Source organism: Enterobacter sp. WI-ESBL-E8 (genome assembly GCF_053364895.1).
This window is the reverse complement of record NZ_JBRWXJ010000001.1, coordinates 904,104-928,051: the sequence shown is the minus strand read 5'-3', so window position 1 is coordinate 928,051 and position 23,948 is coordinate 904,104. Positions and strand designations below refer to the sequence as shown.

18 protein-coding genes are annotated in these 23,948 nt (G+C 57.0%); 8 read left to right on the top strand and 10 right to left on the bottom strand.

The features are described from left to right. The first annotated feature begins 45 nt into the window (after positions 1-45). The 4 genes from map (at position 46) to ACWHWP_RS04380 (ending at position 4,937) form a co-directional block, all read left to right on the top strand. Positions 46-840, top strand: coding sequence for a type I methionyl aminopeptidase (map, locus tag ACWHWP_RS04395; protein ID WP_059311931.1), 795 nt, complete (start codon positions 46-48; stop codon positions 838-840). A gap of 63 nt (positions 841-903) precedes the next feature. After that, complete coding sequence (gene glnD, locus ACWHWP_RS04390) at positions 904-3,579, top strand: bifunctional uridylyltransferase/uridylyl-removing protein GlnD (protein WP_059311932.1); 2,676 nt, start codon at positions 904-906, stop codon at positions 3,577-3,579. A gap of 32 nt (positions 3,580-3,611) precedes the next feature. Then, on the top strand, positions 3,612-4,436 hold the full coding sequence (dapD, locus tag ACWHWP_RS04385) for a 2,3,4,5-tetrahydropyridine-2,6-dicarboxylate N-succinyltransferase (protein ID WP_008501915.1): 825 nt from the start codon (positions 3,612-3,614) through the stop codon (positions 4,434-4,436). Between the two features lie 111 nt (positions 4,437-4,547). Next, positions 4,548-4,937 (top strand): DUF3461 family protein, encoded by a 390-nt coding sequence (locus ACWHWP_RS04380; protein WP_008501916.1) that lies wholly within the window; start codon positions 4,548-4,550, stop codon positions 4,935-4,937. Between the two features lie 104 nt (positions 4,938-5,041). Here the strand turns inward: ACWHWP_RS04380 and cdaR are convergent, their stop codons facing one another. The 3 genes from cdaR to dgt form a co-directional block, all read right to left on the bottom strand. After that, the gene (gene cdaR / locus ACWHWP_RS04375) at positions 5,042-6,199 is read right to left on the bottom strand and encodes a DNA-binding transcriptional regulator CdaR (protein WP_059311933.1); all 1,158 of its coding nucleotides are present in this window, start codon (positions 6,197-6,199) and stop codon (positions 5,042-5,044) included. Between the two features lie 154 nt (positions 6,200-6,353). After that, entirely contained in the window at positions 6,354-7,790 is a 1,437-nt protein-coding gene (gene degP, locus ACWHWP_RS04370; RefSeq protein WP_059311934.1) for a serine endoprotease DegP, read from the bottom strand. 131 nt (positions 7,791-7,921) lie between these two features. After that, positions 7,922-9,436 carry a dGTPase gene (gene dgt, locus ACWHWP_RS04365; protein WP_447855127.1) on the bottom strand — a complete coding sequence of 505 codons (1,515 nt, stop codon included), beginning with the start codon at positions 9,434-9,436 and terminating at the stop codon, positions 7,922-7,924. A gap of 82 nt (positions 9,437-9,518) precedes the next feature. Between dgt and mtnN the strand changes: the two genes are divergently transcribed. Genes mtnN through ACWHWP_RS04350 form a run of 3 tightly spaced genes read left to right on the top strand, consistent with a single transcriptional unit; the run spans position 9,519 to position 11,661 of the window. Next, positions 9,519-10,217: a 5'-methylthioadenosine/S-adenosylhomocysteine nucleosidase gene (mtnN, locus tag ACWHWP_RS04360; protein ID WP_008501920.1), complete on the top strand. Its 699-nt coding sequence runs from the start codon at positions 9,519-9,521 to the stop codon at positions 10,215-10,217. Continuing rightward, positions 10,210-11,010 carry a vitamin B12 ABC transporter substrate-binding protein BtuF gene (gene btuF, locus ACWHWP_RS04355; protein ID WP_447855125.1) on the top strand — a complete coding sequence of 267 codons (801 nt, stop codon included), beginning with the start codon at positions 10,210-10,212 and terminating at the stop codon, positions 11,008-11,010. Before mtnN ends, btuF begins: the two co-directional genes overlap by 8 nt. A 27-nt stretch (positions 11,011-11,037) precedes the next feature. Continuing rightward, positions 11,038-11,661 (top strand): TRIC cation channel family protein, encoded by a 624-nt coding sequence (locus ACWHWP_RS04350; protein ID WP_059311937.1) that lies wholly within the window; start codon positions 11,038-11,040, stop codon positions 11,659-11,661. A gap of 92 nt (positions 11,662-11,753) precedes the next feature. On the opposite strand, the gene erpA is transcribed toward ACWHWP_RS04350, so the two are convergent. Both erpA and clcA read right to left on the bottom strand, forming a co-directional pair. Continuing rightward, a complete protein-coding gene (erpA, locus tag ACWHWP_RS04345; RefSeq protein ID WP_013095643.1) occupies positions 11,754-12,098 on the bottom strand; it encodes an iron-sulfur cluster insertion protein ErpA in 345 nt (114 codons plus the stop codon). 85 nt (positions 12,099-12,183) lie between these two features. Next, positions 12,184-13,584 carry a H(+)/Cl(-) exchange transporter ClcA gene (clcA, locus tag ACWHWP_RS04340; protein ID WP_063431968.1) on the bottom strand — a complete coding sequence of 467 codons (1,401 nt, stop codon included), beginning with the start codon at positions 13,582-13,584 and terminating at the stop codon, positions 12,184-12,186. Between the two features lie 177 nt (positions 13,585-13,761). On the opposite strand from clcA, the gene hemL reads away from it, so the two are divergent. Next, positions 13,762-15,042, top strand: coding sequence for a glutamate-1-semialdehyde 2,1-aminomutase (gene hemL, locus ACWHWP_RS04335; protein ID WP_059311939.1), 1,281 nt, complete (start codon positions 13,762-13,764; stop codon positions 15,040-15,042). A gap of 84 nt (positions 15,043-15,126) precedes the next feature. Here the strand turns inward: hemL and fhuB are convergent, their stop codons facing one another. The 5 genes from fhuB to mrcB all read right to left on the bottom strand — a co-directional run bounded on the left by fhuB (position 15,127) and on the right by mrcB (position 23,845). Further along, on the bottom strand, positions 15,127-17,109 hold the full coding sequence (gene fhuB / locus ACWHWP_RS04330; RefSeq protein WP_447855124.1) for a Fe(3+)-hydroxamate ABC transporter permease FhuB: 1,983 nt from the start codon (positions 17,107-17,109) through the stop codon (positions 15,127-15,129). Further along, positions 17,106-17,996, bottom strand: coding sequence for a Fe(3+)-hydroxamate ABC transporter substrate-binding protein FhuD (gene fhuD / locus ACWHWP_RS04325; protein WP_063431972.1), 891 nt, complete (start codon positions 17,994-17,996; stop codon positions 17,106-17,108). The genes fhuB and fhuD overlap by 4 nt, the downstream gene beginning before the upstream one ends. Next, positions 17,996-18,793 carry a Fe3+-hydroxamate ABC transporter ATP-binding protein FhuC gene (gene fhuC / locus ACWHWP_RS04320; protein WP_447855123.1) on the bottom strand — a complete coding sequence of 266 codons (798 nt, stop codon included), beginning with the start codon at positions 18,791-18,793 and terminating at the stop codon, positions 17,996-17,998. Before fhuC ends, fhuD begins: the two co-directional genes overlap by 1 nt. A gap of 50 nt (positions 18,794-18,843) precedes the next feature. Beyond that, complete coding sequence (fhuA, locus tag ACWHWP_RS04315; RefSeq protein ID WP_447855122.1) at positions 18,844-21,093, bottom strand: ferrichrome porin FhuA; 2,250 nt, start codon at positions 21,091-21,093, stop codon at positions 18,844-18,846. A gap of 235 nt (positions 21,094-21,328) precedes the next feature. Further along, entirely contained in the window at positions 21,329-23,845 is a 2,517-nt protein-coding gene (gene mrcB, locus ACWHWP_RS04310) for a bifunctional glycosyl transferase/transpeptidase (RefSeq protein ID WP_447855120.1), read from the bottom strand. Positions 23,846-23,948: the final 103 nt, after the last annotated feature.

Below are 23,948 nucleotides of genomic sequence, written 5' to 3'. Positions count from 1 at the left end.
TTAGACTAGTATTGTCGAAAAAATCGACACCGATGGACAGATTACATGGCTATCTCTATTAAGACACCTGAAGAAATTGAAAAGATGCGCGTCGCCGGTCGTCTGGCCGCGGAAGTGCTGGAAATGATCGAGCCGTTCGTGAAGCCGGGCGTCAGCACCGGTGAACTGGACCGCATCTGTAATGATTACATCGTTAACGAGCAGCACGCGGTTTCCGCCTGCCTCGGCTACCACGGTTTCCCGAAATCCGTCTGCATTTCTATTAATGAAGTGGTTTGCCACGGTATTCCGGACAACGAAAAACTGCTGAAAGATGGCGACATCGTCAACATCGACGTCACCGTCATTAAAGATGAGTACCACGGTGACACCTCAAAAATGTTCATCGTTGGCAAGCCAACCATTCTGGGCGAGCGTCTGTGCAAAGTGACGCAAGAGAGCCTCTACCTGGCGCTAAAGATGGTTAAACCGGGCATTCGTCTGCGTACCATTGGTGCCGCCATTCAAAAATTCGTGGAAGCGGAAGGTTTCTCCGTGGTTCGCGAATACTGCGGTCACGGCATTGGTCGCGTCTTCCACGAAGAACCGCAGGTCCTGCACTATGATGCAGATGACGGCGGCGTGGTGCTGCAAAAAGGCATGACCTTTACCATCGAGCCGATGGTTAACGCGGGTGACTACCGCATCCGTACCATGAAAGATGGCTGGACGGTCAAAACCAAAGACAGAAGCTTGTCTGCGCAGTACGAGCATACTATTGTGGTAACAGACAACGGCTGCGAAATTATGACGTTGCGCAAGGATGACACCATCCCGGCGATACTGACGAACATTGAGTGATAAAAGAGCCGGCGAATGCCGGCTTTTTTAATGGCGATAGCTTTTTCTTATGGGTGGCGCACGATGAGTAATCTTTTACCCGAACAGTATGCTAACACAGCACTTCCCACCCTCCCCGACCAGCCCGACAACCCAGGCGTCTGGCCGCAACACGAGCTGACCTGTGCCGGCATCAAGGCGCATATGGACGTCTTTCACCGCTGGCTTGGAAGCGCATTTGATGCCGGTATTTCCGCAGAGCAGCTGATTGAAGCGCGCACCGAATTTATCGACCAGCTCCTGCAGCGTTTGTGGATCGATTACGGCTTCGGGCAGATCGGTGATGTGGCGCTGGTTGCCGTCGGGGGCTATGGCCGCGGAGAGCTGCACCCGCTTTCCGATATCGATCTCCTGATCTTAAGCCGCAAAAAGCTGCCGGACGAACAGGCGCAAAAAATTGGCGAACTGCTGACCCTGCTCTGGGACGTGAAGCTGGAAGTCGGCCACAGCGTACGCACCCTGGAAGAGTGTCTGCTGGAAGGACTATCCGACCTGACCGTCGCCACCAACCTCATTGAAACCCGCCTGCTGATTGGTGACGTCGCGCTATTCCTGGAGCTGCAAAAACACATCTTCAGCGACGGCTTCTGGCCGTCAGAAAAGTTCTTCGCCGCGAAGGTTGAGGAGCAAAATCAGCGCCACCAGCGCTACCACGGCACCAGCTATAACCTTGAACCCGATATTAAAAGCAGCCCCGGCGGCCTGCGCGACATCCACACGTTACAGTGGGTCGCCCGTCGCCATTTTGGCGCCACCTCCATGGACGAGATGGTCGGCTTTGGCTTCTTAACCGAGGCCGAGCGTAACGAGCTCAACGAGTGTCTGCACCTGCTCTGGCGCATTCGCTTTGCCCTCCACCTGGAAGTGACGCGCTACGATAACCGTCTGCTGTTTGACCGTCAGCTCAGCGTTGCCCAACGCCTCAACTACAGCGGCGAGGGGAACGAGCCGGTTGAGCACATGATGAAGGATTTCTTCCGCGTCACCCGCCGGGTCACGGAGCTGAACCAGATGCTGTTGCAGCTCTTCGACGAGGCCATCCTGGCCCTGACGGCGGACGAAAAGCCGCGCCCGATTGATGACGAATTCCAGCTACGCGGCACGCTTATCGATCTGCGCGACGAAACGCTGTTTATCCGCGAGCCGGAAGCGATTCTGCGGATGTTCTATACCATGGTGCGCAACAGCGCCATCACTGGGATCTACTCCACCACCCTGCGACATCTGCGCCATGCGCGCCGCCATCTGACGCAGCCGCTGTGCTATATCCCGGAAGCGCGTTCGCTATTCCTGAGCATGCTCCGCCACCCGGGGGCCGTCAGTCGTGGCCTGCTGCCAATGCACCGCCACAGCGTGCTGTGGGCCTATATGCCGCAGTGGTCGCATATTGTCGGGCAGATGCAGTTTGATCTGTTCCACGCCTACACGGTGGATGAACACACGATCCGCGTCATGCTCAAGCTGGAAAGCTTTGCCAAAGAGGAGACGCGATCCCGCCACCCGCTGTGCGTGGAATTATGGCCGCGCCTTACCCATCCGGAATTGATCCTGATTGCCGCCCTGTTCCACGATATCGCGAAAGGTCGCGGCGGTGACCACTCGGTGCTGGGCGCGCAGGACGTGCTTAAATTTGCCGAACTGCACGGCCTGAACTCGCGTGAAACGCAGCTTGTGGCCTGGCTGGTGCGTCATCACCTGCTGATGTCGGTCACTGCACAGCGTCGTGACATTCAGGATCCTGAAGTGATCAAGCAGTTTGCGGAGGAGGTTCAGACGGAAAACCGTCTGCGCTATCTGGTCTGCCTGACGGTGGCCGATATCTGCGCCACCAACGAAACGCTGTGGAACAGCTGGAAACAAAGCCTGCTCCGCGAGCTGTACTTTGCAACTGAAAAACAGCTGCGCCGCGGCATGCAAAACGCACCGGACATGCGCGAGCGCGTGCGCCATCACCAGCTGCAGGCGCTGGCGCTGCTGCGGATGGATAACATCAATGAAGAAGCGCTGCATCAGATTTGGGCCCGCTGCCGTGCCAACTATTTTGTCCGCCACAGCCCAAACCAGCTTGCCTGGCACGCGCGGCATCTGCTCAAGCACGATCTGACGCAGCCGATGATCCTGCTGAGCCCACAGGCCACGCGCGGCGGGACGGAGATTTTCATCTGGAGCCCGGACCGGCCTTATCTGTTTGCTGCGGTGTGCGCCGAGCTGGACAGGCGTAATCTGAGCGTTCACGACGCGCAGATTTTCACCACCCGCGACGGCATGGCGATGGATACCTTTATTGTGCTTGAGCCGGACGGCAGCCCGCTGTCGTCGGACAGACATGAAGGAATACGCTTCGGGCTTGAGCAGGCGATCACCCAGCGCAGCTGGCAGCCGCCGCAGCCGCGTCGCCAGCCGGCGAAACTGCGCCACTTTACCGTCGATACCGAGGTCAATTTCCTGCCGACCCACACCGACCGTAAATCGTTCCTGGAGCTGATCGCACTGGACCAGCCAGGGCTCCTCGCTCGCGTCGGCCAGGTGTTTGCCGATCTGGGAATTTCGCTTCATGGGGCAAGAATTACAACCATTGGCGAGCGAGTAGAAGATTTATTTATAATCGCCACAGCGGACCGGCGTGCCCTTAATAATGACCTGCAACTTGAAGTACAACAACGGTTGACAGCAGCCCTCAATCCAAACGATAAAGGGTGACGTGTTTTTTAGTGAAATGGAAAGAGTAAACCATGCAGCAGTTACAGAACGTTATTGAGTCCGCCTTTGAGCGTCGCGCCGAGATTACCCCGGCAAATGTGGATACCGTGACCCGTGAAGCGGTAAACCAGGTGATTTCCCTGCTGGATTCTGGCGCATTGCGCGTGGCAGAAAAAATCGACGGTCAGTGGGTCACTCATCAATGGCTGAAGAAAGCGGTGCTGCTCTCTTTCCGCATCAATGATAACCAGGTTATCGACGGAGCAGAAAGCCGCTACTTCGATAAAGTGCCAATGAAATTCGCTGACTACGATGAAGCGCGTTTCCAGAAAGAAGGCTTCCGCGTGGTACCGCCTGCGGCAGTGCGTCAGGGTGCATTTATTGCCCGCAACACCGTGCTGATGCCATCCTACGTGAACATCGGTGCCTACGTTGACGAAGGTACGATGGTCGATACCTGGGCGACTGTGGGTTCTTGTGCGCAGATCGGTAAAAACGTTCACCTGTCCGGCGGCGTGGGCATCGGCGGTGTTCTGGAGCCACTGCAGGCTAACCCGACCATCATCGAAGACAACTGCTTCATCGGCGCGCGTTCTGAAGTTGTCGAAGGCGTGATCGTTGAAGAAGGCTCCGTGATCTCCATGGGCGTTTATATCGGTCAGAGCACCCGTATTTACGATCGTGAAACCGGTGAAGTGCATTACGGTCGCGTGCCGGCTGGCTCCGTGGTGGTTTCCGGCAACCTGCCGTCAAAAGATGGCAAATACAGCCTGTACTGTGCGGTTATCGTGAAGAAAGTGGACGCGAAAACACGCGGTAAAGTTGGCATCAACGAATTGCTGCGCACCATCGATTAATCGGGTATAACAAAAAGCGGGGGCAACCCCGCTTTTTTTATATCTGAGGGTGGCGAAAATAGATTTTTTCGTTAATTATTCAAAGGTTATGTTGAGATCAAGGGTACCGCTATGTACGATAATCTGAAAAGTCTGGGCATTACCAATCCTGATGAAATTGATCGTTACAGCCTCCGTCAGGAAGCCAATAACGATATTCTGAAAATCTATTTTCACAAGGACAAAGGAGAGTTTTTCGCCAAAAGCGTGAAGTTTAAATATCCACGCCAGCGTAAGACCGTTGTTGCTGACGGTGTAGGTCAGGGATACAAAGAAGTACAGGAAATCAGCCCTAACCTGCGCTATGTGATTGATGAACTCGATCAGATCTGCCAGCGCGACCGCACCGAAGTCGATCTCAAGCGTAAGATCCTTGACGATCTGCGTCACCTTGAAAGCGTTGTGACCAACAAGATCAGCGAGATTGAAGCGGATCTTGAGAAGTTAACCCGCAACAAATAAGTTGGGTGCGGCCTGATGCCCTCACCCCGGCCCTCTCTCACAGGGAGAGGGAGAAAACCATTATGTAGGCCGGGTAAGGCGAAGCCGCCACCCGGCAAACAACATCATCGCTGTTCATCCAGCTGCAGCGCCACATAGAGCAGCAGCCTGTCGTCAAAATTCCCCAGATCCAGCCCCGTCAGCTCCGAAATGCGGTTGAGCCGATATTCCAGCGTATTGCGGTGAATAAACAGCGCTTTCGACGTCGCCAGCGGCTGCACGTTATGGCGGAACCACGCCTGTAGCGTTCGGCGTAGCAGGCCGTTGTTGTCCATGGCTTTCAGACGCGCTAATGGTCGTGCCAGCTCATTGGCCTGCCAGCCGCCGCGCAGGCTGTCGAGCAGCACCGGCAGCATCAGATCCTGATAGAAATAGCTGCGGCTCTCCGGCATGCGCTGCTTGCCCACCATCATGGTGGTGCGCGCGGTACGCCAGGAGCGGGCGATACTGCCCGGCCCGGTAAAGTAGTTGCCCAATGCAACGCGAAAGCGCAGCTGGCCATTCTCCTTCATCCGGGAGATCAGCAGCTCCACGCGACGACGGTGATCTTCTGCATCCCAGCGACCAAACTGATTGAGCGCCGGTTTGAGCACCACCATTTCCGTAAGAGAGACTATTGCCACCAGGTTGTCGCGCTCCGGCGTCGCCAGCGCGTTTTGCAGTTGCTGCAGCTCGGCCATCGCACTGTCGACCCCAAGCTGGCCGCTATCGACCTCAATCACCGCCACGACGCGCGGCTGGTTCAGATCGATCCCCAGACGCTGCGCCCATTCGCTGAGCGCAGGCGTATGCTCTTCCGCCTGAATAAGGTTCATTACCAGCTCTTCGCGCAGGCGGCTGTCCTGAGCGAGCAGGTGCATCAGGCGCGACTGCTCCAGCATCATTTCTGCCGTCATACAGACCAGCTCGCCGTATTTTCGCAGGGACTCCGGCTCACCGGTCAGGCCAATAACGCCGACTATCTCCCCTTCCAGACGCAGCGGTAAATTGATCCCCTGCCGGACGCCGTGAAGATGTTTCGCTACCGCGTCGTCGATATCCACAACCCGCCCCTGGGAAAGCACCAGCAGCGCGCCTTCGTGCAATTCACCAATACGCTCGCGATCGCCGCTGCCAATAATGCGACCGCGGGCATCCATTACGTTGATATTGGTATCAATGATGCGCATGGTGCGCGCCACGATATCCTGCGCCATTTTGGTATCAAGATGCCAGCCAGCCATGCAACCCTCCTGTGAGCAGAGCTCAAGCATAGGGAAGTTCAGCTGCGGCCGCATTGTGCAAACGCACAAAGAGAGAGGGAGAAATATGGACTTGTGGAAAGGGTCACAGAAACGAGAAAAGCCCCTGCCTGTTACAGGCAGGGGCTTACAGGATTTACTGCATCAGCAGGTAGATAGAGGAGTCACCACGCTGGATATTCAGCGCCAGCACGGAAGGCTTGCTGTCGAGAATTTTGCGCAGTTCAGCGATGTTTTTCACCGGCTGCTGGTTAGCCCCCATGATCACATCCCCTTTTTTCAGGCCGATACGGGCTGCCGGTGAATTCGCCTTCACGTTGTTCACCACCACGCCTTTATCTGCCCCTTTGTTGCTCATCTCCGCCCCTTCAATACCGCTGAAGATGGTGCTGGAATCCACCTGATTCTGGCTGCTCTGCTGCAGTTCCAGGCTCACGTTAACCGGCTTACCGTCGCGCAGCAGGCCGAGGGTGATTTTACTGCCAACCGGCATAGAACCCACTTCGGCGCGCAGGGCGGCAAAGCTGCTGATCGGTTTACCGTTCAGGGAGGTGATGACATCACCCGCTTTAATCCCCGCTTTCGCCGCAGAGGAGTTCGGCATCACCTGGCTGACGAATGCCCCGCGCTGAGCGTCAACTTTCATTGCCTTCGCCAGTTCGGAGTTCAGCTCCGTACCCAGGATACCCAGCTCACCGCGTTTCACCTGGCCATACTGCACCATCTGTGCGGTCAGGTTTTTCACCATGTTACTTGGGATAGCAAAGCCGATACCGATGTTGCCGCCGTCCGGTGCCAGGATAGCGGTGTTGATACCGATCAGCTCACCGTTCAGGTTCACCAGCGCACCGCCGGAGTTACCGCGGTTAATCGCCGCATCCGTCTGGATGAAGTTTTCATAGTTCTCGGCATTGAGGCCGCTACGGCCCAGCGCAGAGACGATACCCGAGGTCACGGTTTCACCCAGACCGAACGGGTTACCGATTGCCACGGTATAGTCACCCACGCGCAGCGCGTCGGAGTCGGCAATTTTAATCGCCGTCAGGTTCTTCGGATCCTGAATCTGGATCAGCGCGATGTCGGAGCGCGGGTCTTTCCCCACCACTTTGGCGTCAAACTTGCGGCCATCGCTCAGCTGCACCTTAATGCTGTTAGCGTTATCAACTACGTGGTTGTTGGTGACGACGTAGCCTTTCGCTGCATCAATGATCACTCCCGAGCCAAGCGCCATGAATTTCTGCTGCTGGGCGCCGCCCTGGCTGTCATCCCCTGCGCCACCGCCCTGGCAGAACGGAGAGCTCTGGAATGGCGAACCGTCCTGGCAGAACGGCGAGTTGTCGCCAAAGAACTGCTGGAAGTTACGCGGCATGCGCGGCGTATTGACGGTCGTGCTACCCTCAACGTTAATACTCACCACCGATGGCATCACCTTTTCGAGCATCGGTGCCAGGCTTGGCATCTGCTGCGCGGTTGCTGCCGACGACGCGGTCTCGGCTGCAGTAGCAGTCAGAGGAGACAGCGCTAAACCTAAACTCAGAGCCAGTGCACTCATTGCTAATGTGGTTTTTTTCATGTTTCTCAATCTCGATTTACAGATAACGCAAAATTGCTGTGTAACTCAGATTCATTTTATACCGCTTAGTTCCGGCGATAAGTTTATGGAAAAGGTAAAAATTTATTGGCCGTCTTTACAAAACTCCGTGATTATTCCACGGCCATCAGCTTGCGATATTCATCCCAGGCGTATAAATCCGTCATGCCGCTGATATAGTCCTGGATCAGGCGGCAGCGATAATAATATTCCAGCACCGGCCACTGGAGAGAATGACGGTCCAGCTTGCCAATTGCTTCAACATACGCCAGTCGATGACGGGTAGAGAGTTTCTGATAAAGCCGGGACTCAATCGGTATTCGGCGCACGCGCTCGTGTTCCACCAGCTCGCTGAATTCGTCGACCGACAGCTGGAGCAACGGGGAGTAAATTTCCAGTAACCCACTGATTACCCGGTAGCCCTGCAGCTCTAACTGTTCAACATCCGGGTGGCTGAACACGTGCCGCATAGCCACATGTTTATAAAGCTCAAGGAGCTGGCTGAAACTGCTGTCATCTTCCAGCAGCGCGTGATTGAATTCTCCGCTGTAAATCAGCGGCAAATTATCAATAAAGCGCGATGCCGCATATGGCACCAGTTTATTTAATGTATTGACCCGCAAATACATAAAGAACTGGTCTTCAGTACTGCGGCTTAATGTATTTGAGCGCGATTTTTCCCAGGCATTTTCGACAACCTGCGCAAACAGCGAGCCTTTTTCATGGGTGCCCCAGGCGGCATAAAGATGCTGATAAAGCTCCTCGACGCTGAAGATTCTTTTCTCAACGGCGTCTTCCAGATCGGCCACACAATAGGAAATATCGTCGGCGGCTTCCATAATCCAGGTTAAGGGAAAGCGGCCGTTTGGCGTCAATGAAAGTTCTTTACGCAGCCGTTCAATATAGGCTTCTTCAGAAAGGTAATAGCCCGGTTTTTTCATGAGATAACTGTGCGATTCGGGCGTATCCCCCATCCACCACGCGGGGCGGGTATATTTCAGGATACAGCCGACCTGTGCCCAGGTCAGGTTCATACGCATCAGAGAATGGACCAGCCGGATCCCCTGCGCGTTCCCCTCGAAGTGACACAGATCCTGGCGCACTTTACGACGCAGATCGTTCAGCCCCTCTTCCCCTTCACGCAGGCGTAAGTCGCGTACGGTACAGCGGTCATCGCTGAGGGGCTGGCTGGCCGCATCCGAAGGATGAAGCCGCTGTTTAAACCAGTCATTGATTGCCGCCTCACCAAAGTGGCCAAAAGGTGGGTTGCCGATGTCATGCATCAGGCAGGCCATCTCAACGATGCTCTCGAAGGGCCCCGTCAGTTCGTCCAGGCCATAAGTTTCCAGTAAGCGCTGTTCTTTGAGACGGCTCAAAATCTCTTTGGCAATATAGCGCCCGACCTGCTGCACTTCCATGGAGTGGGTTAGGCGCGTGCGCACCGCGGCGTTACGCTCGAGCGGAAACACCTGCGTCTTTTGCTGCAAACGGCGGATGGCCGGCGAGTTAATAATCCGCCCGCGATCGCTTTCGAAGATACGCAGGATCTCATGTTCGCTCTTGTCGCCCTGCGGCGAACGGAAACGCCGGTGCCAGTTAATTTTGGTGCGAAAATCGATTGGTGACATGTGCTCCCCCGCCTGAGAATGCGTTTCCCCTTAACCGCATGATAGACTATGCATCTTAACAAGGCACATCGCGAGTAAATCTATGAAAATCGGCATTATTGGTGCAATGGAAGAAGAAGTTACGCTGCTGCGTGACAAAATTGAGAACCGTCAGACCCTCTCTCTCGGAGGCTGTGAGATCTACACCGGCCAGCTGAACGGTGTTGACGTGGCTCTGCTGAAATCAGGCATCGGTAAAGTGGCTGCTGCGCTGGGTGCAACCCTGCTGCTCGAGCGCTGCAAGCCGGATGTGATCGTGAATACCGGCTCTGCGGGCGGCCTGGCGCCGACGCTGAAAGTGGGTGATATCGTTGTCTCCGACGAAGCGCGTTACCACGATGCTGACGTGACCGCGTTCGGTTACGAGTATGGTCAGCTCCCGGGCTGTCCGGCAGGGTTTAAGGCTGACGACAAACTGATTGCGGCGGCAGAAACCTGCATTGCTGAACTCAATCTCAACGCGGTACGCGGCCTGATTGTCAGCGGTGATGCCTTCATCAATGGCTCCGTAGGGCTGGCGAAAATCCGCCATAACTTCCCTCAGGCGGTGGCCGTTGAGATGGAAGCGACCGCGATCGCTCACGTTTGCCATAACTTCAACGTACCGTTCGTGGTGGTCCGCGCCATCTCTGACGTGGCAGACCAGCAGTCCCACATCAGCTTCGACGAGTTCCTGACCGTTGCGGCAAAACAGTCCACCGTGATGGTGGAACGCCTGGTGCAGAATCTGGCACGTGGCTAAACATAGCGTCAGGGCGCTGGCCGCCCTGCTTCTTTTCGCACCGCTGTGGCTCTATGCTGTCCCGCGTGTGATTACGCTCTCCCCCGCTAACACGGAACTGGCCTTTGCCGCAGGGATCACGCCCGTTGGCGTGAGCAGCTTTTCCGATTACCCGCCGCAGGCTGCGGGCATTGAACAGGTAGCAACCTGGCAAGGGATGAACCTTGAGCGCATCGTGGCGCTTAAACCGGATCTCGTGCTGGCCTGGCGCGGCGGCAACGCCGAGCGGCAGGTTAACCAGCTCGCCACGCTTGGCATCAAAGTCATGTGGGTTGATGCCGTGAGCATTGAACAAGTCGCTCAGGCGCTCCGCGCCCTGGCGCCCTATAGCCCTTCCCCCAAAAAAGCCGAGGCCGCAGCGAAACAGATGCTCAGCGACTATGCCGCGTTGAAATCCCGCTATGATACGCCGGTTAAAAAGCGCATCTTCCTGCAGTTTGGCAGCCAGCCGCTGTTCACCACCGGAAAAGGATCCATTCAGAACCAGGTGCTGGAAGTCTGCGGTGGTGAAAATATCTTTGCTGCCAGCCGGGTGCCGTGGCCTCAGGTTAGCCGTGAACAGGTCCTGGCACGCCAGCCACAGGCAATCGTCGTGGTCGGAAATGCGAGCGAGATTCCTAAAATTGAACAATTCTGGAAAAGGCAGCTAAAAATTCCGGTGATCCCGCTCAACGGTGACTGGTTTGAACGCGCCAGCCCGCGTATTATCCTCGCCGCAAAACAGCTCTGTGCCGCCCTGGCAGAGAGCCACTAACATAAGACCCTTTTCGAGGATTTAACGATGCTCGTTTATTGGCTGGATATTCTTGGCACAGCCGTTTTTGCTATCTCCGGCGTCCTGCTCGCCGGAAAACTACGCATGGATCCGTTTGGCGTGCTGGTGCTTGGCGTGGTGACCGCCGTGGGTGGCGGGACTATCCGCGATATGGCGCTGGCCAATGGCCCGGTGTTTTGGGTGAAAGACCCGACCGATCTGGTGGTCGCGATGGTCACCTGCCTGTTAACCATTGTGCTGGTTCGCCAGCCGCGCAGATTACCCAAATGGATATTGCCGGTGCTGGACGCCGTGGGTCTGGCCGTGTTCGTCGGTATTGGCGTAAACAAGGCGTTTAATGCGGGTACCGGTCCGATGGTGGCGATCTGCATGGGCGTATTAACCGGCGTGGGCGGTGGGATAATACGCGACATTCTGGCGCGTGAAGTGCCGATGATCCTGCGCACTGAAATTTACGCAACGGCCTGTATTGTTGGCGGGATTGTTCACGCGACCGCGTACTACACCTTCGCGCTCCCGCTGGAAAATGCAGCGATGCTGGGGATGCTCGTGACGCTGGTGATTCGTTTAGCGGCGATACGCTGGCACCTGAAGCTGCCGACGTTTGCGCTGGACGATAACGGAAGGTAAACGCAAAACGGTAACCGCCAGGTTACCGTTTTTAGTCTTTTCTCCCTCCCCCTGTGGGAGAGGGCCGGGGCGAGGGCATCAGCCCGAACCTCTTAGATGCTGAACGAAGAACCACACCCGCAGGTGCTTGTTGCGTTCGGGTTGGTCACCACAAAGCGCGATCCTTCCAGACCTTCGGTGTAATCCACCGAGCCGCCCACCAGATATTGCAGGCTCATCGGGTCAACCACCAGGGCGACGCCTTGTTTCTCGATAGTCATATCACCATCGTTAACCTGGTCGTCAAAGGTAAAACCATACTGGAAGCCGCTGCAGCCGCCGCCGGTAATATAGACGCGCAGTTTCAGATCCGGATTGTCTTCGTCTGCAATCAGGGTTTTCACTTTGTTGGCTGCTGCTTCGGTAAATTCCAGCGGCAACGCTACATCATCACTCATCATATGCTCCCATGAATACTGCTACTGCGATTGGGTAAAATTCACCCAATTCTTTGTGTCATTATCTAATACCCTGGTAATTCATTCAAGTATTCTGCGCTGCGGCCCGTTCAGCCTCTTGTTTTGCCAGAGTACGCGCAAGGATGGTGGAGTATAGCGGCTTTCCACCCAGGAATTGGGCTAATAGTGTCGCGCCGAGACAGGTAATGATCATTGGCAAAATGAGCTGGTAATTATCCGTCATCTCCAGCACCAGCACGATACCCGTCAACGGCGCGCGCAGGGACGCGGCCAGCAGCGCCCCCATTCCGGCCACCGCAAAGGTCCCGGCATCAAGGTGATAAGCGGGCAAGCCCGCCTGCGCCGCCATACCAAACGCGGTGCCCAGCAGCGTTCCCAGCGCCAGCATGGGTGCGAATATTCCGCCCGGCGCGCCGGAGGAGAAGCACAGCACCGTCGTGATGACGCGTGAAATAAACATAAACAGCAGCAGTCCCACGCTGAAATTCCCCGCCGCCGCAATGGGAATCAGGCCGAACCCGCCGCCTGCGGCATTCGGTTCAATAAAGCCGAGTACGCCGCACATCCCGCCCAGCAGGCCACCCATCAGCACCCATTTGGTTGTATTCCCGCCGTGAAGACGCTGGAACATATCCTGAGCGCGCAGAATGAAGGTGTTAAAGAGCGGGCCTACCACGCCAAAAATCATACCGAGGATCAGATAAAGCCACAGGGTATTGACCGGCGCGTTGGTGAGTTTTCCCACCTCAATGACCGCCCCTTCGCCATTAAAGATGCGAAAGACGATGCTCGACATAATGACGCCGGTAAACACCGCTTTTATGGAGATCAGGTTGTAGCGAAACTGGGCGCGCATCTCTTCGATGATGAACAAAATCCCGGCCAGCGGCGCGTTAAACGCCGCCGACAGCCCCGCCGCCGCGCCGGTGGCCAGCAGCGTATGGCGCGCTTCGGCGCTGCGCATCCGAAACAGATCGCCCACCATGCGCCCGACGTTCCCGCCCAGCTGCACGGTTGGCCCCTCTCGCCCCAGTACCATTCCCGCACCGAGGGTTCCCATGCCGCCGATAAATTTCACCGGGATCACTCGCCACCAGCGCACCGGACGCAGCTCCTCCAGCGCGCCCTCAATTTCCGGGATACCAGAGCCGCCCGCCTCCGGCGCAAATTTACGGACCAGAAAATAACCCACCATAGCAAGCAGCGCAGACAGCCCAAATGCCGCTGTCCAGACCAGCCATCTGCTGTCGGCGAAACCGGCTACGGTCCCCACTCGCCAGTTGAGTACGGCATTAACCGCTTTTTCAAACGCCACGCCAGCCAGACCCGCAAGGGTACCCACCACGGCAGCGGCCAGCAGGATCGCCAGCGGCGTTTTATCGCGATTGAGCAGCCGCCGAATACTGATTCGATGTTGGGCGCGCGAAAACTGTTGTTCTTCAAAAGACGGAGAATCTGATTTCATGTCCTGCTCTTATTCATCACACAAAAAGCCGTGAGGATTTTACCAGAGACAGTCGCGCCGTCCCGTGAAAAATCCTTAACAATTGTTTATGCATTAATGGGGCAAAAATTTCATAACCTTCCGCGAATCACTTAGAATAGTGTGCTTAATCATTTTATACGAACCAGGAACGACGCCATGAGCAAGTCTGAAAACCTCTACAGTGCAGCCCGCGAGCTTATTCCGGGTGGCGTGAACTCACCTGTGCGCGCCTTTACCGGCGTGGGCGGCACGCCGCTGTTTATCGAACGTGCTGACGGCGCGTATCTGTATGATGTCGATGGCAAAGCCTATATCGATTATGTCGGCTCCTGGGGCCCGATGGTGCTGGGCCACAACCATCCGGCTATCCGTAATGCGGTAATTGAAGCCGCCCAGCGCGGCCTGAGCTTCGGCGCGCCGACGGAAATGGAAGTGAAAATGGCGGAGCTGGTCACTGAACTGGTGCCTACCATGGACATGGTGCGTATGGTGAACTCCGGTACCGAAGCCACCATGAGCGCTATCCGCCTGGCGCGTGGCTTTACCGGCCGCGACAAGATCGTCAAGTTTGAAGGCTGTTACCACGGTCACGCGGACTGCCTGCTGGTGAAAGCGGGCTCCGGCGCGCTGACGCTCGGCCAGCCAAACTCGCCGGGCGTACCGGCAGATTTCGCGAAGCATACCCTGACCTGTACCTACAACGATCTGAACACCGTTCGCGCGGCGTTCGAGCAGTATCCGCAGGAGATCGCCTGCATCATCGTTGAGCCGGTTGCGGGCAACATGAACTGCATCCCACCGCAGCCTGACTTCCTGCCGGGCCTGCGCGCCCTGTGCGACGAGTTCGGCGCGCTGCTGATCATCGATGAAGTGATGACCGGCTTCCGCGTGGCGCTGGCGGGTGCTCAGTCTTACTACGGCGTTGAGCCGGACCTGACCTGCCTTGGCAAAATCATCGGCGGCGGCATGCCGGTCGGTGCATTCGGTGGTCGTAAGGACGTTATGGAAGCCCTGGCGCCAACCGGCCCGGTTTACCAGGCGGGCACGCTCTCCGGTAACCCAATCGCAATGGCTGCCGGTTTCGCCTGCCTGAACGAAGTGGCTCAGCCGGGCATTCATGAAACCCTGACCGACCTGACGACACAGCTGGCAAACGGACTGCTTGAAGCGGCAGAGGAAGCCGGTATTCCGCTGGTCGTTAACCACGTGGGCGGAATGTTCGGGATTTTCTTCACCGATGCGAAAACCGTGACCTGCTATCAGGACGTGGTGAAGTGCGACGTTGAACGCTTCAAGCGCTTCTTCCACCTGATGCTGGAAGAAGGCGTGTATCTGGCACCGTCGGCGTTCGAAGCGGGCTTCATGTCCGTGGCGCACAGCGAAGCAGATATCAATAACACCATCGACGCGGCGCGTAAGGTGTTTGCGAAGCTTTAAGGGCATTGCCGGGTGGCGCTAACGCTTACCCGGCCTACGATGTTCTCCCTCTCCCCGTGGGAGAGGGCATCAGGCCGCACCTGACTACCGACTCTGCTTTCTCAACAGATAAATAAAGTACGGCGCACCGATAAAGGTCGACAGCAGACCCGCCGGGATCTGATACGGGAACAGCACCATTCTTCCGCACCAGTCTGCAAACACCAGCATGACCCCGCCCGTGAGGGCAGACATCACAATATGCGGCATCGTCCGGCGGAACCCCATCATTCGGGCTATGTGCGGCGCCATCAACCCGACAAAGCTCAGCGGTCCGATAGTCATGGTTGCCACAGCCGTCAGGCACGCCGCCAGCAGCAGCAGGGCCACGCGCGCTGGCGTCAGCGCCATACCCACCGCCCGCGCCGTTTCACCGCCGAGCGGCAGGATGGTCAGCCAGCGACGGCACAGCGGCACAATCGCCAGCAGCACGATCATCACGATCCCGGACCAGACAACCTGACTGCCGGTGGCACCGTACGTTGAGCCGGAAATCCAGGTCAGGATCTTCGCCATGCGCGGATCGCCGCTCGCCTGCAGCATCATCAGGAGCATCGTAAATGCAGTGCTAAGCGCCATCCCGGCCAGCAGCATCCGGTGCGGAGAAAATCCGCCGCGACCGGCAGCCATCAGGATAATCATCAGCGTCGCCGCCGCACCGATACTCCCGGCAGGCATCAGCCAGCCAAACGCATTGCCCGGCACGAAGAACAGCATCAGTACCACGCCAAAGGCGGCGCCGGAGCTGATCCCCAGCACTTCCGGGCTTGCCATCGGGTTGCCGGTCAGACGCTGAATAATGCACCCCGCCACCGCCAGCATCACGCCGGCGATCAGCGCGGCGAAGATACGCGGCCAGCGCCACTGCAGCAGTTCGTTGAGTAAATCGCCCGTTGCCCAGTGCCAGCCCGCCGCATCGCGCCCAAACGCGAGCGCGGTAAACGAGGCGATAACCAGCACCGCCAGGCCAGCAAGGCTAAACCACAGCACCGACTGGCGTTCCGCATAGACTTTATCGCCTGCATCCATCGCCGGCGCGCTCATGCTGCGCAGGCGCGGCAGCAGCCACAGCAGCAGCGGCGCACCGATAAGCGCCGTGACCGACCCGGTGGACACCTCCCTCCAGACCCGCGCCAGCCACAGAATGAGCTGATCGGAAAGCCAGAGGATCAGCGCCCCAATCAGCGAGGCCAGCAGCAGACGCGCCAGCAAACGACGCGCCCCGAGCATTTTCGCCAGCAGCGGCGCGAACAGCCCGATAAACCCGATTATACCGACCGCATTCACCAGCAGAGCGCTCAGTACAATCGCCAGCGTCAGCGCCGCCAGGCGAGCCAGCGACAGCGCCAGCCCCAGGTTTCGCGCCACGCCGTCATCCAGCCCCATGAGCGTCAGGGGACGCAGGAGCAGCAGCGTCAGCACGACGCCGCCGGCCAGCTGTGGCCACAGATGCGCCACCACGCTCCAGTCGGTCTGGGTGAGCGTGCCGGTACTCCACAGGAACATGCTTTGCAGCCGATCGTGGTGGAACAGCACCAGCAGCTGGTTAATCGCCCCGCAGTACAGGCTCACCACCAGCCCGGCCAGAATAAGCGTCACCGGGGAAAGACGTTTGCGCCAGGCCACGCCAAAGACCAGCGCCCCCACCACGCACGCCCCCGCGAGAGCGGCAAACTGCGAGGTCAACGCCCCCGGCAGCGACCACAGCGTGATGACCGTGATCCCAAGCTGCGCGCCGGTCGCGACGCCGAGCGTGGTCGGTTCCGCCAGCGGATTGCGTAAAACCTGCTGGAACAGCACGCCCACCAGCCCTAAACCGGCACCGACTAAGAGGGAGATCGCCAGGCGCGGCAGCAGGCTGTAGTGAAACAGCATCTGCTGAATATTATCGATATCCGGCGCGGCCAGGGCAGCGCCCCACTGTCCACGCGGTAGCGCCGTCGAGAGGTTGATCCAGGTTAATACCAGCGCGGCCAGGAACAGTAAGGACAACAGCAGCGCCGGGAAGCGGGCGATACGCATGCTCATGCTTTTCCTCCCAGCGCGCTATCCAGCAGACGAGCAAAATGCATGGCCGACAGCGTCGCGCCGTAGAACCAGACCGCCGGGGCGCGCTGGAAGCGCTGCTCGCGCACAAACGGCATCGCCTGCCAGAGCGGCGTCGCCATCAGCGCCTGCATGTCACGCTCGTTTCCGTGGTCGAAACAGATCACATCTGCATCGCGAAACGCCGCCAGACGATCGATACCCACGGCGGTACTGCCCCAGAACGTCATCTCCCCTTCCCAGGCATTACGAATGCCAAAACTGTCGAGCACTTCCTGGAACAGGCAGTTTTTACCAAAGACCAGCATATGGCGGGCATCCAGCAGCGTCACCATCAGCAGCGGGCGATCGCCCCGGTGAGCAAAACGCGGCTTTAGCGCGTCAATCAGGGCATCAAATTCATCGAGATGCCGTTTGGCCTCCGCCTCGCGGTTGAGGAAATGCGCCATCTCGTTAATCGAGTTTTTCGCCACGGTCAGCGGTTTTTTACCGTCGCTGAACGAGAATCCGCGTCCTGGCGCAATGCGCGCCATCACCTCTTCTGACGGGCCGTAGCCCGCGGACCAGAACAGGAACGACGGCTTCATCTGGGTGAGCAGTTCGAGGTTTGGCTCCGTACGCAGACCGACGTCGATCACCGAGTCCGGCAGCTTCGGCTCGTTCACCCAGAGGTTATAGTTAGGAATGTCCGCCACGCCATAGGGCGTAACGCCGAGCGCCATCATCAGTTCAACCGGCAGCCACTCAAGGGCCACAATACGGTGCGGATCCACGGCGGCAGCCCGCGCCGTATTCATTTTCAACAGCAGCGGTGAGAGCGCCATGGCCGTCAGCAGGCGACGGCGGCTGATAAGCATATTGTCCAGCATCAGTATACGAAGCTCACCGGCGCAGCCCCGGCAGGGTGAGGCAGAATACCCATCGGAATACCGTAAATGTGTTCCAGCGTTTCACTGCGCATCAGCTCAGACGGCGTGCCCTGGGCAATCATCTCGCCCCCGCGCAGCGCGACGAGGTAGTCACAGTAGCGCGCCGCCATGTTGATATCATGCAGGACCGCAATCACCGTCAGCCCCCGCTGCTGGCTTAAGCGATGCACCAGCGCCAGCACGTCGACCTGGTGGGCAATATCCAGCGCAGAGGTCGGTTCGTCGAGCAGCAGGCAGCGGCTGTCCTGTGCCACCAGCATCGCAATCCACGCGCGCTGGCGTTCACCGCCGGACAGGCTATCCACCAGCCGGTGCGCCAGCGGTTTGAGCCCCACCAGCGCAATTGCCTCTTCCACTTTTTCTCTGTCGGCGACGCCGAAGCGGCCCAGCGCACCGTGCCACGGATAACGCCCAATGGCTACCAGCTCGCGTACCGTCATCCCTTCCGCCTGCGGCAGCTGCTGCGGCAGATAGGCGACTTTGCGGGCAAAGGCTTTACTGCTCCAGCTCTCCAGCGGTTGGTGATCCAACAGAATATCGCCTTCTGAAGGTGGCTGGTGGCGTCCCAGCATTTTGAGCAGCGTGGATTTACCGGAGCCGTTGTGGCCAATCAGCCCCGTCACTTTACCTGCCGGGAACGTCAGAGAGAGCGGATGCAGCAGCATGCGCCCGGGTACGCGAAAGGAGAGATGGTTGAGCGTAAAGGTGGTGTCGGGTTGCGTTTGATTATCCTGCATATCAGCCAACTTAAATAAAAAGGGCACGGCGAACCGTGCCCAAAGAGCGATTAGAAGCGGAAGGTCGCGGTGGCAACAACCTGACGTTCAGCACCCCAGAAGCAACCGTAGGTGTTGAAGCAGCTGGCAACATACTCGCGATCGAACAGATTGTTCACATGCAGCGCCACGTTTGAACCTGCCATGCCAACGCGTGCCAGATCGTATCTGACCAGTGCATCGACAACAGTGTAACTGCCCACTTTGAAGGAGTTTGCCGGATCGCCATAGCTTGAGCCCGTATAACGCACGCCGGTACCCAGCGTCAGACCAGACAGCGGGCCATCAAACATTGTGTAATCACCCCATACGGATGCCATATGTTTAGGCACCTGGGCTGGCGTGTTGCCTTTGTAGTTGGTATCGGTGGTGTATTGCGCATCGGTATAGGTATAGGAGCCGACAACGTTAACGCTCGCAGACAGCGCGGCTTTCGCTTCCAACTCTACGCCACGGGCACGGATTTCACCGCCTTCAACCGAGAAGAAAGAGCCCGCCGGGTCCGCCATCAGGTTGTTGGTTTTGGTCAGCTGATACACCGCACCGGTGACAACGATCGGACGATCGTTCGGAACGTATTTCACGCCCGCTTCGTACTGCTTGCCTTTAGACGGAGAGAACAGTTTGCCCTGTGCATCGGTCTGCGAAGCCGGTTCAAAAGATTCGCTATAGCTAAAGTACGGGGTGACGCCGTTATCAAACAGGTAGTTAACACCGCCACGCCAGGTGAACTGGGTGTCATCACGTTTGGATGTGGTATTGGTCACACGGTTATAGGACTCCTGATCGGCCCAGTCATAACGTCCCCCCAGAGTGACCAGCACTTTATCCCACTGCGCCTGATCCTGAACATACAGACCCGTCTGTTTCTGGCGGTTCAGGATCTGATAAGCTCCTGAGTTAGCCGGATCTTTTGCACCAAAATCGAAATCGCTGTTAACGGGATGATAAAGATCCAACAGAGGAACCGAGTCGTCATAGCCGAACCAGGAGTTGATGTCATTTCGCATACGCATAAAGTCAACGCCGGTCAGCAGAATGTGGTCCATCTTTCCGGTCGAGAATTTGCTTTGCAGCTGGGTATCAACGGTGAAGTTCTGCAGTTTTTCATTATCTACAACGTATTTACGCGCCAGATAATGCCCTTTGTCAGCAGGGGCCAATGCCGCACACTGTTTGCTGCCAGCATTCGCCGGATCGGTGCAGACACCATAACCGTAAACGCTGTTTTGCGAGGTTTTGTTCTCGGCAAAGCGCAGGTTCTGACGCACGGTGAAGGTATCGTTGAATTCGTGGTCGAAGCTATATCCCACCATTTTCTGGTTTCGGGAATAGGTGTTGTTCTTCGCACCTTCGTTGAAGTTCGTCGGCAGACGATCGCCGTTTGGCAGCGGATCGACCGTCCCCTCTTTGGGTAACCAGCCGTAATATCCCGTTTCAGGCTCGTTCTGGAAGTAAGAGAGGAACGTAAAGGTAGTCTTATCATCTGGACGCCAGGAGAAAGATGGCGCGATGGCATAACGCTGCTCACCTTTACCTTCCTGCTGCGAGTTGTTCGAACGGGCAACACCCGTCAGACGGTATGAGTAGACACCGTCATCGTCGATCGCATCGCTAAAATCAAAACCGGTCTGAAACAGGCTATCTGTGCCTGCTTTGAACTGGATCTCTTTCAGCGGCTCGGTTGTTGGGCGCTTACTTACCATGTTCAGCAAACCACCAGGGCTGCTTTTTCCGTACAGAACAGAAACCGGACCGCGCATGATCTCGGCGCGTTCCAGCATATAAGGGTCAATCACCGCGTCGTTATAGAAGTTTCCCTGCATTTTCATGCCATCGAGGTAGTTATTCTGCGTCTGGCCATCGGCCGCAAAGCCTCGAATGACCAGATAGTCATAGGTATTAGACGCACCACGAGTACCTACCGCAACGCCTGGCGTATAGCTCAGAGCTTCTTTAACCGAGCGCGGTTGATGCAGAGCCATCTCTTCGGCTGTTACCACAGAAATAGACTGCGGTACCTTTTGAATAGGGGTATCCGTTTTAGTACCCGTTGCGGATTGCCTTGCTGCGATGGTAGCAGCAGGCCCCCACGCACTTTCCTGCGCAGCAGGCGCGGCAGTAACGGTAATGGTTTCTTCTTTGTTCGGGGTTTCGGCAGCATGTGCATAAGTCGACATGCCGGCAACCGCTGTGGCTACGACGACTGCGATTTTACGCAGCGACGTGTTAATTGGCTGAGCAGTATTGGAAAGCGCCATGTTGAATCTCTGATGTGAAAGTGAATGATAACGTAAACGAGAATTATTATTATGAGCGCCAGAATAATAGGCGAAACGTTGCTTGCATAGCAAGCAGTATGCAGCCCTACGAGAATTAAGGGTTTAAGAAATAGACAAGAGAAAACGAAGGGTTAATCAGAGTTAAAGCGAGGGTTAACGAAATGCGGTTTACGGGTAAAAAAAGCCCCCTTCCAGGGAAGAGGGCTTTAAAAGGTTAGTTACCGCCGAACATGTCTTTAATCCAGCCCGCGACACCGTCGCTGTCTTTCTTCTCATTCTGCTGCTGCGGCTGTTGCTGCTGCGGCTGAGAAGACTGGTCGAACGGGTTACCCGATGGCTGTTCTGGCTGGCTTTGCTGGCACAGCGAGTCCGGATTTGCGGTCCAGACAGGCAGGGTACGCATCCCGCCGCCGCAGACAAAGTTGCCTGAACTGTCCACGCCCATATCGACGATGTCTTCCGGTGCAACCAGATTCAGCGGCACAGGGGACTGATTCGCCAGATAGCGCTGGTAAATCGACATCGCCCCGCTCGCACCGTACAGCTTGGTCGGCTGGTTGTTGTCGCGGCCTACCCAGGTGATCACCACTTCACGGCCATCGATACCGGCGAACCAGGTATCGACGTTGTTGTTGGTGGTCCCGGTTTTACCCGCCAGATGCAGACCCGGATACTTCGCCCCCAGCTGACGGCCGGTACCGCGCTGCACAACCTGCTGCATCGTCCACAGCGTCATATAGGCTGCCTGAGCAGGAACGGCACGTTCTGCCTGCGGGAAGCTCTGATACAGCACGGAGCCATCTTCGGCAATCACCGAACGCAGGGCAGACAGCGGCGCGCGGTTACCCCCGCTGGCAATGGTCTGGAACGCCTGCGCCACTTCGATCGGCGTCAGGTTAAGCGCACCGAGGATCATCGCGGGCACCGGATGCAGCTGATCTTTCGACACGCCGAGTTTCTGCCAGGTATCGACGATGGCCGGCAGGCCCAGCGACATCCCCAGGTTAACCGTTGGCACGTTCATGGAGCGCGTTAAAGCATCCACCAGCATGACCTGGCCGCTGAACTGTTTATCATCGTTCTGCGGTGACCAAACCTGGCCGTTAGGCTGACGCAGGGAGATCGGCGCATCCGCAATCCAGGTATTCAGGCGATACTGATTCGGCTGGCTCAGGGCAGTGAGATAGGTCGCAGGTTTTGCCAGAGAACCGATCGAGCGACGCGCCTGCATGGCACGGTTGTAGCCTGCAAACTGCGGCTCGGCACCGCCCACCATCGCGCGAACTTCGCCGGAGTTACGGTCAACCACCACCATCGCGGTTTCCAGATCGCTCAGCTTACGCTGTTTCTTCAGCGCCGGAATGCCTTCCACAGCCGCTTTCTCTGCCGCATCCTGCGCGACGGAGTCAAAGGTGGTGAAGATCTTCACGCCGGAGAGATCTTTGACCTTATCACCGAGCTTGCTTTGCAGCTCCTGACGCACCAGCTGCATAAACGCAGGCTGAGGCGAAATCACGCCACCGCGCGGCTGAACGCCGAGTGGCCGCGCACTTAGCATGTCGTACAGCTCCTGGTCAATCACCTGCTGTTGTTGCAGCAGGCGCAGCACCAGGTTACGACGCTCCAGCGCCAGTTTCGGGTTACGCCACGGGTTATAAATGGACGCCCCTTTCACCATACCCACCAGCAGTGCCTGCTGGTCGAGGCTCAGCTCTTCCACCGGACGGCCAAAGTAGTACAGGCTCGCCAGCGGGAAGCCGCGGATTTCGTTATCGCCGCTCTGACCGAGATACACCTCGTTCATATACAGCTCAAGGATACGATCCTTGCTGTAACGCGCATCCATCAGCACGGCCATGTACGCTTCGTTAGCTTTACGCCAGTAAGAGCGTTCGCTGGAGAGGAACAGGTTCTTCACCAGCTGCTGGGTAAGGGTACTCGCGCCCTGCACGGTACGGCCCGCAGTGAGGTTAGCCAGTACCGCACGACCAATCGAGTAGAGGCTGATGCCATCGTGCTCGTAGAAGTGACGGTCTTCGGTTGCCAGCAGGGTGTCCACCAGCAGATCCGGGAAACCGTTACGCGCAACGAACAGACGCTGTTCGCCGTTTGCCGAGGAGAGCATGGTGATCAGACGGGGATCGAGACGGAAGAAACCGAACTGACGGTTGTTATCCATGTTCTCAATAATATCCAGACGATCGCCATCAAAGGTCAGACGCGCGCGCACCTGCCCCTCTTTGCTGTCCGGGAAATCAAACGGACGGCGGATCATCTCAATGCTATTTGCCTGCACGGTAAATTCGCCAGGGCGCGTCATTTTAGACACCTGACGATACTGGGTGGCTTCCAGCAGCTTCACCATCTCGTTCTTACTGATGGACATATCTGGCTCAAGGTTCACCATACGGCCATACACTGCCGCAGGTAGCTGCCAGACTTTACCGTCGATACGGCTGCGGATCTTCTGATCCAGATACACGCCGTAAATCGCCATCAGCACAACAAAAATAATAAACAGCTTCAGCAGCAGCCAGAACCAGCCGCGCTTGCCCCGAGGCTTACGCCCTTTGCCTTTCCCTTTACGCGGCATCGGTTCTTCATCCTCATAATCGTCTTCATAGTCATCGTCATAGTCCTCATCTCTGAGGCGACGACGGCTTACCTTTTCTTTCGCCGGACGTGTTGGTTTTCCCTTACGTCCTATTGGCTCGCGGTCATTCCCCGCCATGCTTTTTCTCCGCAACTTTCAGGCGCAAAGGCCCGATTCTCTTTTCTTCCACCGATCTGTGAAAGAAGAAATCTCTCAAAATAAACAGCAACACTTTCCTGTC

Bases quoted from the DNA above. Each gene is read 5' to 3' on its own strand.
- map (WP_059311931.1), top strand. From the start codon at position 46: ATGGCTATCTCTATTAAGACACCTGAAGAAATTGAAAAGATGCGCGTC.
- glnD (WP_059311932.1), top strand. From the start codon at position 904: ATGAGTAATCTTTTACCCGAACAGTATGCTAACACAGCACTTCCCACC.
- dapD (WP_008501915.1), top strand. From the start codon at position 3,612: ATGCAGCAGTTACAGAACGTTATTGAGTCCGCCTTTGAGCGTCGCGCC.
- ACWHWP_RS04380 (WP_008501916.1), top strand. From the start codon at position 4,548: ATGTACGATAATCTGAAAAGTCTGGGCATTACCAATCCTGATGAAATT.
- cdaR (WP_059311933.1), bottom strand. From the start codon at position 6,199: ATGGCTGGCTGGCATCTTGATACCAAAATGGCGCAGGATATCGTGGCG.
- degP (WP_059311934.1), bottom strand. From the start codon at position 7,790: ATGAAAAAAACCACATTAGCAATGAGTGCACTGGCTCTGAGTTTAGGT.
- dgt (WP_447855127.1), bottom strand. From the start codon at position 9,436: ATGTCACCAATCGATTTTCGCACCAAAATTAACTGGCACCGGCGTTTC.
- mtnN (WP_008501920.1), top strand. From the start codon at position 9,519: ATGAAAATCGGCATTATTGGTGCAATGGAAGAAGAAGTTACGCTGCTG.
- ACWHWP_RS04350 (WP_059311937.1), top strand. From the start codon at position 11,038: ATGCTCGTTTATTGGCTGGATATTCTTGGCACAGCCGTTTTTGCTATC.
- erpA (WP_013095643.1), bottom strand. From the start codon at position 12,098: ATGAGTGATGATGTAGCGTTGCCGCTGGAATTTACCGAAGCAGCAGCC.
- clcA (WP_063431968.1), bottom strand. From the start codon at position 13,584: ATGAAATCAGATTCTCCGTCTTTTGAAGAACAACAGTTTTCGCGCGCC.
- hemL (WP_059311939.1), top strand. From the start codon at position 13,762: ATGAGCAAGTCTGAAAACCTCTACAGTGCAGCCCGCGAGCTTATTCCG.
- fhuB (WP_447855124.1), bottom strand. From the start codon at position 17,109: ATGAGCATGCGTATCGCCCGCTTCCCGGCGCTGCTGTTGTCCTTACTG.
- fhuD (WP_063431972.1), bottom strand. From the start codon at position 17,996: ATGCTGGACAATATGCTTATCAGCCGCCGTCGCCTGCTGACGGCCATG.
- fhuC (WP_447855123.1), bottom strand. From the start codon at position 18,793: ATGCAGGATAATCAAACGCAACCCGACACCACCTTTACGCTCAACCAT.
- fhuA (WP_447855122.1), bottom strand. From the start codon at position 21,093: ATGGCGCTTTCCAATACTGCTCAGCCAATTAACACGTCGCTGCGTAAA.
- mrcB (WP_447855120.1), bottom strand. From the start codon at position 23,845: ATGGCGGGGAATGACCGCGAGCCAATAGGACGTAAGGGAAAACCAACA.